The 15,269-nt window shown below is 56.4% G+C and carries 11 protein-coding genes; 8 read left to right on the top strand and 3 right to left on the bottom strand.

Annotated features, from left to right (window positions below):
- Nucleotides 1–163: 163 nt before the first annotated feature.
- Nucleotides 164–1,072, bottom strand: coding sequence for a LysR family transcriptional regulator (locus K3556_RS05760; RefSeq protein WP_260518771.1), 909 nt, complete (start codon nt 1,070–1,072; stop codon nt 164–166).
- Nucleotides 1,073–1,190: 118 nt separating this feature from the next.
- Here K3556_RS05760 and K3556_RS05765 point away from each other — a divergent pair, with 118 nt between their 5' ends.
- The 7 genes from K3556_RS05765 (at nt 1,191) to K3556_RS05795 (ending at nt 8,305) form a co-directional block, all read left to right on the top strand.
- Nucleotides 1,191–2,252: a dipeptidase gene (locus tag K3556_RS05765; RefSeq protein ID WP_260518772.1), complete on the top strand. Its 1,062-nt coding sequence runs from the start codon at nt 1,191–1,193 to the stop codon at nt 2,250–2,252.
- Between the two features lie 52 nt (nt 2,253–2,304).
- Nucleotides 2,305–3,900 (top strand): ABC transporter substrate-binding protein, encoded by a 1,596-nt coding sequence (locus K3556_RS05770; RefSeq protein WP_260518773.1) that lies wholly within the window; start codon nt 2,305–2,307, stop codon nt 3,898–3,900.
- A complete protein-coding gene (locus K3556_RS05775) occupies nt 3,901–4,974 on the top strand; it encodes an ABC transporter permease (protein WP_260518774.1) in 1,074 nt (357 codons plus the stop codon).
- Between the two features lie 15 nt (nt 4,975–4,989).
- Complete coding sequence (locus K3556_RS05780; RefSeq protein WP_260518775.1) at nt 4,990–5,898, top strand: ABC transporter permease; 909 nt, start codon at nt 4,990–4,992, stop codon at nt 5,896–5,898.
- Entirely contained in the window at nt 5,898–6,755 is an 858-nt protein-coding gene (locus tag K3556_RS05785) for an ABC transporter ATP-binding protein (protein WP_260518776.1), read from the top strand. The genes K3556_RS05780 and K3556_RS05785 overlap by 1 nt, the downstream gene beginning before the upstream one ends.
- Nucleotides 6,752–7,492, top strand: a complete 741-nt coding sequence (locus K3556_RS05790; protein ID WP_260518777.1) for an ABC transporter ATP-binding protein — start codon at nt 6,752–6,754, stop codon at nt 7,490–7,492. Before K3556_RS05785 ends, K3556_RS05790 begins: the two co-directional genes overlap by 4 nt.
- Nucleotides 7,493–7,651: 159 nt before the next feature.
- Nucleotides 7,652–8,305, top strand: coding sequence for a Crp/Fnr family transcriptional regulator (locus K3556_RS05795; protein WP_260518778.1), 654 nt, complete (start codon nt 7,652–7,654; stop codon nt 8,303–8,305).
- Nucleotides 8,306–8,612: 307 nt separating this feature from the next.
- Here the strand turns inward: K3556_RS05795 and K3556_RS05800 are convergent, their stop codons facing one another.
- The gene (locus tag K3556_RS05800; RefSeq protein WP_260518779.1) at nt 8,613–11,501 is read right to left on the bottom strand and encodes an adenylate/guanylate cyclase domain-containing protein; all 2,889 of its coding nucleotides are present in this window, start codon (nt 11,499–11,501) and stop codon (nt 8,613–8,615) included.
- 7 nt (nt 11,502–11,508) lie between these two features.
- Nucleotides 11,509–14,421: an acetoacetate decarboxylase family protein gene (locus K3556_RS05805; protein ID WP_260518780.1), complete on the bottom strand. Its 2,913-nt coding sequence runs from the start codon at nt 14,419–14,421 to the stop codon at nt 11,509–11,511.
- A 375-nt stretch (nt 14,422–14,796) separates the two neighbouring features.
- Between K3556_RS05805 and hpaR the strand changes: the two genes are divergently transcribed.
- Nucleotides 14,797–15,249, top strand: a complete 453-nt coding sequence (hpaR, locus tag K3556_RS05810; RefSeq protein ID WP_260518781.1) for a homoprotocatechuate degradation operon regulator HpaR — start codon at nt 14,797–14,799, stop codon at nt 15,247–15,249.
- The last annotated feature ends 20 nt before the right edge of the window (nt 15,250–15,269 follow it).

Here is a 15,269-nt window from a genome sequence, read left to right on the forward strand (position 1 = left end):
GTTACCTGCCAATTGGATGGATCAGACGGGCGCGCCCTTTCAGGCGGCGCCCCCCATCACCGTGTCATGCTCGGCTTAACAGTAGAAGCAAGCCCACCGTCTTACAATTCGGTTCTCGACCTTTTTGCGGACGCTTGGCGGCAGCGCGCTTGCCGGTGCTGCTTTATGCCTTTTGTGAGAAGGGATCTTTGGCGGTGTGCAGTCTGAGGTGCCGCATGAACGCGCGCGTGACGCCGGAAATCGGCCGGTCATCCGAGGTAACGAAATAACTGCGATATTCGATCTGCGACGCGAAGGGGCGAAAAACCACGTCGTCAGATCGGTATTGTACGATTGGAAACGGGTTCACGATGGTCAGGCCCAACCCCTCTTTCGCCAGGTCAACAGCGGCAAACGATGTCGAAGCCTCGGCCACAATACGTGGGATGCTGCGGCTGCTGTGTAGTACTTTTTCAAGCTGTGCGCGGCGGGCATGGCGGTGCGTTAACGCGATCAGCGCCTGGCCGTGAATGTCTTCGGGGTGAATGATCGCCCTGTCCGCCAACGGATGGTCAGGCGGCATGGCGCAAACTGCGCTTGAGGTGCGATAAGGGATCAGTTTCACACCGTTTCGCGACAATTCAACTCCGCTGACCCCCAGATCGTAACGCCGCTCAAGAATGCCCCGGATCACATCTTCGGACGGGGCGACCTCAAGACTGACATAGAAATGAGGGTTTGTTTTCAGGAAGCTGGCGATGTGGTGCACCAAAAACCGGTGGGCATATGTCGGCGGCGCGATGAGGCGCAAAGTTTCCTGTGCTACCTCTGGGGGCCCATCAATCCGGTCCAGCGCTTCGAACAGCGGATCCAGACGCCGGTTCATCTGCACGGCCTCGCCGGTTGGGCGCAACCGGCCCGCCTCGCGTTCAAACAGGATCCGTCCTGTGCGTGCTTCAAGGCTGGAAATCGAACGGCTGATCGCGGATTGCGACAGGCCCAGCCGAATTGCAGCTTTCGCCGTGGTGCCGCTTTCCATCAAGGCTCGCAGGGCCTGATATTCGGGCAGGCTGTGCCAGGATTTGGTCACCATAGGCGCGGGCTTTCTGCGTAATTGTAATTGCTACATGAGAAAATATCATGCTTTTTTCTGTAGTCTATGAGAATTCGTGGCATAAGCTGATCCGGTGTTGCCTTGGGGGAAACCACACTTGACCGACCAGACCACGCCATTGGTGTTCGACGGGCATAATGATGTCTTGTTGAAACTTTACCGCGCAGGTGGAAGATCCGCTGCAGGCACGTTCCTGACCGGTCGTGACGGTGCAATTGACGCCAAGCGCGCGCAAGCGGGCGGTTTTGGCGGCGGCTTCTTTGCGGTCTATATCCCGTCGCCTGTCGATCTTGACTTCAAAATGCGGGAGATGACGAAGCCAAGCTATGACTTGCCTTTGCCGGACCCTATCGATTGGGAGGACGCCTTTCCGGTCGCCATGGCGCAGATCGCGATCCTGTATGACCTTCAGGAACGCGGGGCATTGATCATATGTAAAACCGCCGCGCAGATCCGTGACACGTTGAGCGCCGGCAAGATGGCGGCGATCCTTCATATTGAAGGTGCGGAAGCCATAGATGCAGAGTTGAATACACTTGATGTTCTGTATCAGGCAGGTTTGAGGTCCATCGGCCCTGTCTGGAGCCGCTCGACGATCTTTGGCCATGGCGTTCCGTTTCGCTATCCCAGTGACCCGGATATCGGGGCGGGCCTGACCGATCACGGGCTGCGGCTTATCCGACGGTGCAACGATTTGGGAATAATGATAGACTTGTCGCACTTGAATGAGGCAGGCTTCTGGGATGTGGCGCGCCATTCGACCAAACCCTTGGTGGCAACCCATTCTAACGTTCATGCGATCTGCCCCCACAGCCGCAATCTGACAGACAAGCAATTGGCTGCGATCCGCGAAAGCGATGGCATGGTAGGCTTGAACTTCGCCGTCGCGTTCCTGCGGGATGACGGTCGCATGCTGGCGGATGTGCCACTGAGCCAGATGCTACGCCATATCGATCATCTGATCGAGCATCTGGGCGAGGATCGTGTCGGGTTGGGATCAGACTATGACGGGGCCATTGTGCCCCAGGACTTGACGTCCTGTGCCGGTCTTCCAAAGCTAAGACAAGCCATGGCGCAACACGGGTACAACGAGGCGTTGATCGCCAAGCTGTGCCACGAGAATTGGCTGCGAGTGCTCGAAAAAACATGGGGGCAATAACCCCGAAACGCTCGTAGCAATAACTGAAACCGAACAGGAGAGGTTCAAAACAATGAATGCTATCAACAGATTACTAACAAGCTCTGCGATTGGTCTGGCCGTCGGGCTGTCGTCTTTCGCAGCCTATGCGGAAACGCCTGCCAACATGCTGGTCATCGCAAATCGCATCGACGATGTGACCACACTGGACCCGGCAGAAAGTTTCGAGTTCGCGGGTTCTGACATCAGCCGCAATGTCTATAACCGTCTGGTTAACCTCGATCCGATGGATCTGGGCGCAGGTTACAAACCCGATCTGGCCGAAAGCTGGGAGGTCAGCGAAGACGGCATGACAATCACCTTCACGATGCGTGAAGGCGTCAAATTTCATTCCGGCAACCCAGTCCGTGCCGAAGATGCGGCCTTTTCGCTGCAACGCGCGGTGATTTTAAACAAGACGCCAGCGTTCATCCTGTCCCAGTTTGGCTTCACACCTGAAAATGCGACCGAAACCATCAGGGCGGACGGCAACAAGCTGATCATCACGACCGACAAACGCTATGCGACATCGTTCATCCTGAACTGTTTGACCGCGACCATCGGCGGGATAGTCGACAAAGAAACCGTCATGGCAAATGAGGCCGATGGTGACATGGGTAACACCTGGCTGAAAACCAATTCAGCTGGATCTGGCCCCTACGTTTTGGAAAGTTGGAAGCCGAACGATAGCGTCACGCTGTCTTCGAACCCTGACTATTATGGCGGCGCGCCGACGATGGAACGTGTGATTGTACGCCACGTTCTGGAAAGCGCCTCGCAGCGTCTTTTGCTGGAAGGTGGTGACATTGACATCGCGCGCAACCTGAACCCAGAAGACATCGCCGGGGCAATGAGTGCCGATGGGATCAAAATTGAGGACGAGCTGAAAGGCCGTCTGATGTATATGTCGCTGAACCAGAAGCATCCCGAACTGTCTAAGCCCGAAGTGCGGCAGGCGTTTAAGTATCTGATCGATTACGAAGGTATGAAAAACAGCTTCCTGAAAGGTCAGTATACGATCCACCAGAACTTCTTGCCGGCGACGTATCTGGGTGCGTCGGATGAGAACCCATTCATGTACAATATTGAGAAGGCAAAAGAGCTTTTGGCTGCCGCTGGTGTTGAAGGTCTTGAAGTCGAGATCGGTGTGCGCGAAGCGCAGGAGCGGATTGAAATTGGTCAGTCCTTCCAGAACGCAGCGGCGCAGGCTGGGATCAAGGTGAACATCACTGTGGGCACCGCAAAGCAAATCCTCGCGCGCTATCGTGCGCGCGAACTGGATGTGTATCTGGGCGCGTGGGGACCGGATTACCCCGATCCGCAGACAAATGCCGGGACCTTTGCCTATAACCCCGACAACAGTGATGAAGCGCAAGCCACCGGCCTTCTGGCCTGGCGGAATTCATGGGACACTGGTGGTTTGACTGCCAAGGTCGAAGCCGCCGTAACTGAAGGTGACCGCGACAAGCGGGTGCAGATGTATCAGGATATTCAGGCCGAGTTCCGCGAGATCTCGCCTTTTGTCGTGATGTTCCAGCAGATCGAGCAATCGGCGCTGCGTGACAATGTCATGAACTGGTCAACAGGTCAGGCCGTGACGTCGGCAGCATACTGGCAGGTCACCAAGTAAATGGCTTTGTCCGAAGACAATCGTGAGAGGCGCCCAACACGGGCGCCTCTTTCTGACGCGTTAGTGCCGGGGTTGATCACTGCCCTCAAAACCTTGGGGTCGATTGCAGTGACCTTGCTGGGGCTGCTGTTCATCACCTTCATTATTGGCCGTGTTATGCCCATTGATCCCGTGTTGGCGATCGTCGGCGAACGGGCGTCACAGTCGACTTATGACGCTGTGTACCAGCAACTTGGGCTGGATAAGCCGTTGCTCGTGCAATTTCTTTATTATCTTTGGGACGTGCTGCATCTGGATTTCGGCACTTCGCTTCTGAACGCGCGCCCGGTGTCCGAAGACATCGCCCGCGTGTTCCCCGCAACCATGGAGCTTGCCACGCTGGGCATCTTGTTTGGGGTCCTTCTGGGCGTGCCACTGGGTGTTCTGGCGGCCGTGCGCCAGGGGTCGTGGATCGACCAGATTGCCCGCGTTGTCGCGCTTGTCGGCTACTCAATGCCAATTTTCTGGCTGGGCCTGATGGGGCTTTTGGTCTTTTACGGTATTCTGGGATGGGTCGGCGGGCCGGGACGGGTTGGCATCTTCTATGTCGATGTCGTCCCCAGTGTCACCGGCATGATCCTGATAGACGCCGCGCTTGATGGCAATTGGGACGTCTTCAAAGACGCGTTTTCACACATCATCCTGCCCGCCTCACTGCTTGGCTATTACTCGCTGGCCTATATCAGCCGGATGACGCGGTCGTTCATGCTGGAACAGCTCAGCGCCGAATACGTCACGACAGCCCGTGTCAAAGGCATGTCGGAATGGGATGTGATCTGGAAACACGCCTTCAAGAATATCCGAGTGCAACTGATCACTGTCATCGCGCTCAGCTATGCCAACCTGCTGGAAGGCTCGGTCCTGACCGAGATCATCTTCTCGTGGCCCGGCATTGGCAGCTATATCACGACCGCGCTTCTGAGTGCCGATATGAACGCCGTTCTCGGTGGCACCGTTGTGGTCGGACTGATCTTCATCCTGCTCAATATTTTCTCTGACCTTCTCTACAAGGTCTTTGATCCACGCGCGAAATAGGGCGGGCCAAAAACAATGACAGACCAAACGCTTAAACAATGGCTCTTGACCGACACCCCGACATCGCGTCGCCACGCGAAAATATCGTCCTTTTATCAGGGCTGGTTGTCGTTTCGCAGCAATACAATGGCAATGATCGGCTTGGGAATTTTGGTGCTTTTGGTGGTTATCGCCTTTGCCGCGCCGTTGCTTGCGCCGCATGATCCGTTCGCGCAAGATCTTGGAAACCGGCTGGCGCCCTTAGGCGCCGACGGCCATATTTTTGGTACTGACAGTTTGGGCCGGGATATCCTGTCTCGGCTGATTTATGGCGCGCGCATCACGCTTTATATCGTTGCACTTGTTGCGCTGATCGCACCGGTCGCAGGTCTGCTTGTTGGAACGATATCGGGCTATGTCGGCGGTTGGACCGATACGGTTCTGATGCGTATCACCGATATTTTTCTGGCGTTCCCCCGGTTGGTGCTGGCACTGGCCTTTGTGGCCGCGCTGGGTGCAGGGATCGAAAATGCGGTGCTGGCCATCTCGCTGACTGCTTGGCCGCCCTATGCGCGGATTGCGCGGGCCGAGACGCTGACCATCCGGTCGTCGGACTATATCAGCGCGATCAAGCTGCAAGGGGCAGGGGCGCTTAGGATTATCACCAAACACATTTGGCCGCTCTGTATTTCGTCGCTGATCGTGCGGGTGACACTGGATATGGCAGGGATCATTCTGGCGGCTGCCGGGCTTGGCTTCCTTGGCCTTGGCGCACAGCCGCCTAGCCCGGAATGGGGTGCGATGATCTCGGAAGGGCGTCGGTTCATTTTGGATCACTGGTGGGTTGCCACCATGCCCGGATTGGCGATCTTCACGGTCTCGTTGGGGTTTAACCTTCTGGGTGACGGCCTGCGGGACGTCCTTGATCCAAAGGCAGGTGAATGATGAGTGCGCTTCTTGATGTTGAAAACCTTTGGGTAAAGTTTCCATCCCGCCACGGAGTATTTGATGCGGTGCGCGGTGTCTCGTTCACGCTGGGGCGCGAGCGGCTGGGGATCGTGGGCGAAAGTGGCTCGGGCAAGTCGATGACGGGCCGCGCCATCCTGCGCTTGATCCGGCCGCCAGGCATTGTCGAGGCCGATCACATCAACCTCGAAGGCGTAAATCTGCTGGATAAAACGGAAAAAGAGATGCGCGACGTGCGCGGACAGCGCATCAGCATGGTGATGCAGGACCCAAAATTCTCGCTGAACCCGGTGATGACCATCGGTGATCAGATTATCGAGGCCTATCGGCTGCACAATGCTGTGTCCAAATCGGCAGCTTACAACAAGTCGCTTGAAATGCTGGAAGCGGTTTCGATCCGCGATTCCGAACGGGTCATGCGCGCCTATCCGCATGAAATGTCGGGCGGGATGGGCCAGCGGATCATGATCGCCATGATGTTGATCCCCAACCCAGAGATCCTGATCGCGGATGAGCCGACCTCGGCGCTTGATGTGTCCGTGCAACGCCAAGTGCTCGATATCATGGATAAACTGGTGAAAGAACGCGGCATGGGCCTGATCTTCATCAGTCACGACCTGAATCTTGTGGCCGATTTCTGTGACCGGGTGCTGATCATGTATGCGGGCCGGATTGTTGAAGTGTGTGATGCCGACAAACTGCACGATGCCAAGCATCCTTACACGCGCGGCTTGCTGAACTCTCTGCCGCGTCTGGATGCGCCGCGCGATCGGCTGGAGGTGTTGAAGCGTGATCCTGCATGGTCAGAAGCCCCGAGTGTGAGTGGACGCGTATGAAAATGTTGGAAGTACGAGATCTTAACGTCTGGTTCGGCACCCATCGTGACCGTGTGGACGCCGTTAAACATGCCACTTTTGACGTCGCGCAGGGCGAAAGCTTCGGGCTTGTCGGGGAAAGCGGTTCTGGAAAATCCACCATATTGCGGGCGATAACCGGATTGGCGCCTGACTGGTCAGGCACCATGACGGTCGAGGGTATGCCGATCGGGCACAAGCGGCCCAAGGCGTTCTTCAAGACCGTGCAGATGGTGTTTCAAGACCCCTATGCGTCGCTTCACCCGCGCCATTCGGTGGATCAGGTGCTGGGCGAAACCCTGTTCCTGCATGGGTTCAAGGATATTGACGCGCGGGTTGTGAAACTGTTGGATGATGTGGGTCTGGGCCAGAAATTCCGATTTCGCTATCCGCACCAATTGTCAGGCGGCCAGCGGCAGCGGGTTGCCATAGCCCGTGCATTGGCACCCGAACCTGATTTGCTGCTTTTGGACGAGCCGACATCGGCACTTGATGTTTCGGTTCAGGCGGAAATTCTAAACCTGCTGGCAGACCTGCGCGCGGAGCACAAACTGACCTATCTCATGGTGTCGCATGATTTGTCAGTGGTCGGTCATATGTGTGAACGGTTGGCTGTGATGAAGGATGGCGAGATCGTAGAAATCCTGGGTGTGGATGCGCTCAGGCATATGGACGCAGAACATCCCTATTCACAGCATTTGCTGAAAGCCTCGGTCTAGCGCTCGGTCACCACTTAAGGCCTGTCTTGCTGGTCGAATGATCACAGTTTGGTCATTCCACATCCTGTTGTTGTGACCTATGTTCGCTCGATTTCCGGTTCGGTGCCCCTTGGTTTTGGGCTATTGTGCGCCGACCGACGTGGGGGACAGGGAAGAAATATGGTTTTTGAAGCGCTTGATCGGCAGACGCTGGACGTCATTGCGAGCAAAGGACGGCTGCGCAAATACAAAAAGAACGCCCAGATTTTCTGCCACGGTGAACCGGGGGCATCCTTGTTGATTTTGGAATCCGGAAAGGCCGAGGTCAGCATCACCACGGCCTTGGGGCAAAAGTCGATTCTGGGTCTCGTCGGAGCAGGGGATGTGATCGGTGATATAGCCTGTCTGGACGGTGGACCGCGCAGTGCGGATGTGGTCGCGGTAGAACCGGTGGAAGCCTTGGAAGTGCCCCGCCACGAAGTCCTGACCATTCTAAGGGAAGACGGCGACAGCGCGGTCCTTGTCATCATCGCCCTGTGCCAGAAAGCGCGCAATGCGTCCGAGATGTTCGAACTGAAAGCTTTGGCCAGTGGCCAGTCGCGGTTGGCAAGCTGCATCCTGCGCCTTTTGAATGACAGGACTGGTGACACCGATGGCAACCGGATCCGTGTCAGCCAAAGTTGGCTGGGGGCCTATGCCGGCCTGACCCGAGAGAACGTCAACCGCCAGCTGAAAAGTTGGGCCAAGGATGGAATCGCGCGGTTCGAGAAAGGCGCCGTGGTGGTCAACAATCTGAGCGCGCTGGAAGAAATCGTCATGAATGACGGCGACTAAAACGGAAACTCAAGCCACTGTTTCCTGATAGTTCAAATTTTTCGCTAATCTTTCATTTGGGTGTGACTTGCGTCACAGCTTTCGCTTCTTTCTGCTCCTATACATATAGGTGGAAGCGCTGAAGGCCCTAACACAAAAGGCTTTTTTAGCACGATAACTTAGCAAGGTATCGCTTGGGTGGCCGCACGGCGGCGTTGGAGCGACATTACGTCCCGGCGAAAGTCGGACATTTCTGGGGTGCTTCCGCCCGTCAGATGACGGATGGGTAGGGCTACATCAATTATGGTGGCCGTGAGTGGTGAAGGCGCTACGTCAGCTCCGGGTTGTCCGACCCGGAGGCGCCGACCATTTCAGCTTCGTGTATTTCCGCGGAGATGGCATCAACCTGAGATATCCATTCGCGCTCGCCTCGGGTGTCGATCAAATCTGCGGATTCATCAATCAGTGTTTTGGCTCTTTCCAGGTCGCCGCGTGTGGCTGCGGCCTTTGCCAAGACAGCCTTATAGAACGGTAAGTTTAGCTGCGCGCCGATCGCCGCGGCATGGCCAACATAGGTTTCGAACTCGGCATGTGCATCGTCCGCATCGCTGTCAAAGATGGTAAACAGCGACTGCCAAAGGCGTCCGACCAAGGACCAGAAATCTGCGCGTTGTTCATCCGCGATATCAATGCCTGCCTGTACTTCACTTTTTGCAAGCGCCATGTGCCCGCCTTCGAAAAAGGCTTGTGCACCAAAAATGTGGATCCACGGCAATTGGGTGGTTGCCCCAATCGCGTTCAGGTGGGTTTTTGCAGCTTCAATCGCAGCCAAAGCCCCGTCTTTGTCGCCGTCGCGGATCAGGATATGAGCGTCTGCGGACAGCACAGACGCCAAAGGATCTGCGCCAATTTCGACAAACAGCATGCCATGATCCTCGACCCGGTACATGACTTTCAATGCGTCGCTGCTGGTCTTGGCGTCAGAAAAGTTTCCGGCATAAAGTCGTTGCGCGGTTTTATTGACCAGCCAAAGGACGGACAGTTCACTTGAGCCGTCCTTGGCCAATTCCCGCATCTGATCAACCAGTTCGGCACTTGCATTTACATCGCCGCTGATGATCCGATGAGCAAACAGCCCATAAAGCGCGATCATCCTTTGCCGGTCCGATCCCTTTTCAGTACTGACCGCTGTTTCAAGGTCTTTGTAACTTTCCAGAACTGAAGGATGCGAAAACCCGAGGCGCTGAACCTTGGCGCTGGCGAGCAGGGACAGAATCGGCAGGTGTTCTTCTCGGGTCACAGGCTTGCCACGCGCCTGACTTTCCATGTCGAGCCGCGCGAGGTCCAGGTACTTGATCGCCGGGTCGAAATTAGCCCCCATCAGCATGTGGATGCCCGCCGCGACACAGGCCGCCGGGATCTGGTCATGGGCTTTTGCGGCAAGAAGGTGATCGGCCATCAACTCGGGATACTTCGCGCAAAACGCCGGCTCGTGCTCGCGCAACTGGGTTGCAAAAAGAAGGTGGAGTGCGCGGCGCCTTTTGGCTGGAAGCATTTCATATGCTGCGTCACGTAGAAGAATGTGATCGAAGGTCAAACCGTCACGATGCTGGTGCAAAACACCATTGATGGTCAGGACGCGCAATTCGTCCTCGATGGTGCTGCGATTTGGCAGCACATACTTCGCATGGTTGGGGTCAATCACGCGCCCAAGGACAGAAAGGCATTGGACAACCTCCTTTAAAGGTCCCAGCCCGTTGATGATTGCCTGAAACGTCGCCTCGATCGTGGGAGGGAGCGGAAGTTCGTCTGCATGGCTGCCCATTTGGCGCGCGCGTTCGGCCAAAGCTAAAAGAAACAACGGGTTTCCTTCTGCACCGGCGATGATGCTTTGCCGCCTGGCATCCGTCAGGTCCGGATAGGCGCTCAGCGCTTCGTTGGCGGCGACGTCCGACAGGGGCCGAAGATCGATTTGCTGAATCGCAGTTTCGTCCACCAACGTGGCGATTTGCGGCGTGGGGCGGCTTGTTATGATCAGCCGGTTGGTAAACTCCGGGTCATCGATAAGGGTCCGCAAAACAGCGGTGCTTTCTTCATCCGCCCAGTGGAAATCGTCAAATGCCAGCGCGGCTTGGTTCTGCTCTGCAAGCTTGCGCAATGCATCGGTCATCAACTCGATCCGGCGGGCCTTTTGTTGCTCAGGCGTCAGCGGCACTGGGGTAACGCCGCTCAGACCCAGCACACCCGCCATCAGATTGAGGCTTACAGCGTCCAGGTTCATATTCACGCGCAGCAGGGCGCTGCCCAGGTCTTCGGGGTGCGAAGCATGCGTCAGCGACAGCTCGCTGCATACAGCTTCCGCCACCGGAAACAGCGCAGATTGTCGAAGATTTGCCCGTGCATCCAGCCGAATAACCGGTGTGGGATCAAGACAGCGCTCCCACTCTGCCAACAGGGCCGACTTCCCAATCCCGGCAGGGCCGATCAGGGCAAAAGTCGTTGCCCCGTCGCCCAACATAGCGGCCAGATCCTGCTCGCGTTCAAGCAAGGTGCCGCCCTTGTCCAACTGTTCCAGAAAGGTGAACCCTGAGACACCGATGACGTCGACCGGAGTATCGATGCCCTTCAAAAGCACGTTGTCGCGCGAGGTGATGCTCAACTCGGCCAGCCTGGACAAGAACGACTGCGTTTCGCCCGAAATGACCACACCGCCAGTTGGCGCTTGTTCCTGCAAGCGCGCGGCGCGGTTTACATGCAATCCGGCCAGTTGGGGGTAGAGCGTGCCGCTTTGCCCCACGCGGCACATCACCTGACCACTATCGACACCAACCCGGACGTTCTGCCCTTGCAGCCGCTCCGGAGCGGATTTGGTGATCGACAGGCTGGCCGCGATAGCCGAAATGGCGGAATCTTCCCCGTCCTGCCCCAGTCCGAAACAGGAAAGAACACCGTCTCCATACCGCTGCAAAACTGTGCCGCGATAGGTCTCGACCACGTCGCTGACCAATGTGTGAAATGCGGCGATGGTGTCGTCATAATCCTCAAGATCGGACTTACTCGCATAAGCTGTCGAACCGACCAAGTCGACAAACTGGATTGTAAGAACCCGCACTTCTGGATTCTGCGCATCCACAACAACCTCGGCCCCGCAGTTCGCGCAGAATTTTGCGCCCTGCGGTAGGGGCTCGGAACACGCCAAGCAATTCATAACCTGCATCAGTACCTCAATCGTTACGCCGCACCCAGGAACGAGCCACTGCCGCGTGCCTGACGCGGCGGCTGTCCAGCGGGTTTGTCATGGACCATGAACACCAGATTCGAAATGCGCCAGGAAGCCCCATGCTGCGATAATCTTGCAAAGGCGCCACGTCCATCTGTGTGGTTGGGAAACCGGCCGCGTTGGGATCAATGACCGAGACTTCGCCCGTCACCGGCGCCACATAGGATCGGTCAAGTTGCAGGTCAAATGCGTTATAGAACATCCGGCCATTTTTGTTACGTGTGACAAACGTCATATCCAGCAGATTCGAAATGGCGCCATGCGCGGGATGCCCAGACAAAGCGACCGGATCGCGATGCTGCTGGGCGCGGAAGTCTATCGACATCCCAACTGGGTCGGACGCGGTGAAGTGAGTATTCCCAACTTCAATCTCGGCCTTGGATTTCGGCATCGCATAGAAAAACTTGCCGGCGAAAATGGCCGCGCTGTTGTTGACATAGAGCCGGCGCGGAAACAGGAGCGGCGCGGATTTTCCCGCGTCTGTATGGGTATAGGGAATGGCGAAGGTCGCCTCGCCATAGGGGCTCATTGCCAGAAAGCCGGGGACGAACGAACCACGCACATTGTGATAGCTGCAGAAGGACATACCAACCGGGTGATAGCCGGGCCGCGTCATTGGGCAATGGCCCAGATCGATGCCATCGGGCAGCATGGCCTGAACCTCTGCCCGCGGCAATTCATAGAAAAAGAATACGCCAGTCATCTCGCCACGCGCAAAGAACGGGGTCAGCGGCCAAGCGGTGCCTGAAATCGAGTTGGTCTGGAACATCGCCTTTTCAGGCATGGTGTTTTCGCGATTGATGTCGTCAGCCCCGACATTCAGAAGTTCGACCCCGGTGATGGCTGATGCGCAGGCGATCCCTGACATAGTTGCGCCTTCAACGCAGCCCGCGTTCAGACCACAACGCGTCCAGTCGCCCGCAAGAAAGAGGTTCGAAAACCCGCTCTCGGATGGGGCGAGACGGTGATAAACGCTGTTCGTGACTGACAGGACATAGCGTTCTGACCCATACATGTTGACCCGTGAATAGGTTGCAGCCTGCGGGCTTTCATAAAACAAACCCTTATCGAACTTGCCGCGCTTCTTGGCTTTCGGCCAAATCTCCGGCAGGTCTTTGTCCATCCACTTGGCGACGCTGGTGTCGAACTCGTCGAGCGTTTCGCCATCCGGCGCTGGGGCGCAGAAATACGAGATCGAGGCAGGTCCCGGTTCGGGCCATGCTTCATGAGGGATCAGATGAGACATGTCGGCCCATGTGTCTAACGGTTCGGCAAACCCAGTGATCACCGTACGCATCGGCGTGGGCGGGATCGCCTTGGCGTTGTTGTGGGCTTTCACCCGGTCGCCCCAACCCATTTCGTCGGCGGATTTCTTCAGCCAAAGCTGCGCGGCATGGGTGCCAACCGTCTTGACCCGATCCAGCATCAACCGCCAGCGATCAGAAGCCGCAGATAGCTCGCGCGTCATATAGGGCAAAGACCCCAGCGATGCGCCCAACAGCACGATGTCAAAATCCTCGCCACGACGCAGTTCAAATGGGTCGCCCTTGGGGGGCGATTTCTCGCATTCGAAATCGATGCCCTCTTTTTTCATCTTTGTGCCGTCAACCAACTGGTTCCAGAGCGGTTCGGATGGCCAACAGGGCAGTCCCCCGACATCGACCAACGGGTCATAGCTGCCGGACTTCACTTCGGCTTGGCGGACCATAGACAGCCGATCAACGCGGTTGCCGACCTCGTTCAGATGCAGGTCGCGGGCGGCGCAGAAAAACTCGAATTTCACGCCCAATGCTTTCAACACCTGATAGTAAGGGCCAAAAATAGTATCGCCCATGCCGGCCTGCATCTTATGGAAGATCGCAGTGGAATAGGTGAAAATCAGGCGCGACATGGCTCGGATCGCCGTGCCCGCACCTGTGTCACCTTGCCGGTCGGTATTGCCACCGGGAAAGCCGAAAACAAAGTCGTAACAGCCACGGATTGCCACCCATTCCAGTGCCAGATCGCTGGCACCATTCATGCGCAACCAATCAGAGAACTCCCACTGGTCAAGGACGTCATATCCGCTGGTAAATGTGTCAGAGCCGACAACACCACGCATATAGGCCAATCCGATATCGACCAGATATAGTCCGCGCCGCTTCGCGTCATCCTGAATGTTTTCGGGTGTTTGCATTGCGTGGACGGCGTCCTGCGCCGCGATGATGAACTCGAGCAGCAGATTGGTGTCGCGGGCGGTGTGTTTGGCAGGGTCTTTCGGCATACGCATCGCATGTTCGCGAATGCTTTGGTGGTGGGACAGGGCGTCCTTTGGTATCGAGAGGCCAAGTTTTGCGTGCGGGCCATCTTCAAGTTCGCCTTTCTCGATAAACTCGATAATGATCTGCAGGATGCGCAACATCATCTCAAAAGGGCCGGGGACCTTGGTCTCGGATCCGGGTTGTTTGTCGTTGCCCGGAAGGTCGATCACCCAGGGATGCCAGGGATTTCCATCAGGTTCGATCGTGGGCACGCGTTCGGCAAGAAACAGATGCGACAGCGGTTTGAACGCCTTGTCCATCGTGCCAAGCGGATCAGACTTCTTGCGCAAGCCAAGTTCGACCAGTTGTTCGTAACAACGGCGCATATTGCGAAAGGCGTTATCATAAAAACCGGCCCAGACATGCAGCCCGTGTTCTTCGATCCGCTCGCCGAATTCGTGATTACGTCCGCTGGCCCCTTTGCCACCGTTGCGCCATCCCATCTGGTAGACGGTGATGTCGTATTTTTTGTCCCAATCCGGCAATTGCGTGATGGCATAAACAGCCGTAATCGCACCCACGCCCCCGCCGATTACGGCGATCTTCTGTTTGGCCATCCCCATGTCCCCAAATTGTTAATTAAAAATATGCACTTAGGCCATATTCTTCCTGTCGCGTCGTTTCTCTTAAAAATTAACTTACCTTAACACTTGGTTAATTTCTACGTTAACCGCATTGCTGTGTGCGGGGTGCCGTCCTGGCGTGCCCCAACGTCCGACACCCACAACTGGTTAGTGTTTTGCAAACGGGGCAAGGTTCGGGCAAAATCTAGTAAAAGTTGCGATGAAAGCATTCTAATATCGCGGTGCGAGAAGTTCTGCGCCCGTCGATGACGCCGCCACCGAAATCTTTCGCCCGCCACAAAAGTTAATGGTTGATCGAAGCTGGCGACACTCATTGTATGGCAGTGTGACGTTATCAAAGGAAATTTGATGTCCAATTCAACGAAAGGTGTGGCTGGGCGCAAGCTGCCGTCGACCCGCCGGTCTTTGCCGATCGCGCTGATGCGCGCCCGTGAAAAGGTCATGGGCCCGGTGCGAGAAATGCTCGCGCATACCGGAATAACCGAACAACAATGGCGGATACTCCGTGTGCTGTCAGAATATGGTCCGCAGGATGCCACTCATCTTGGGGAACGGACCAGCCTGCTTTTGCCCAGTCTGACCCGGATCATCCAGTCGATGGTTGCGAATGGGTTGGTCACGCGCACGCAGGACGAGAATGATCGGCGACGCCAAACGCTCGCGATCACCACCGCCGGGCAACAGATCATTGATGACAATCTGGAAGAAGCAAGACGCATCGCCGAGACCTTTGTGCGCCATCTTGGGGAAGAGCAGTACGAGACACTTTTGGACGCGTTAGAAGCGCTTGAAAGCCTCTAGGGCGCGCACGAATGCGGGGC

This window comes from Aliiroseovarius sp. M344 (genome assembly GCF_025140835.1).
GTDB lineage: Bacteria > Pseudomonadota > Alphaproteobacteria > Rhodobacterales > Rhodobacteraceae > Aliiroseovarius.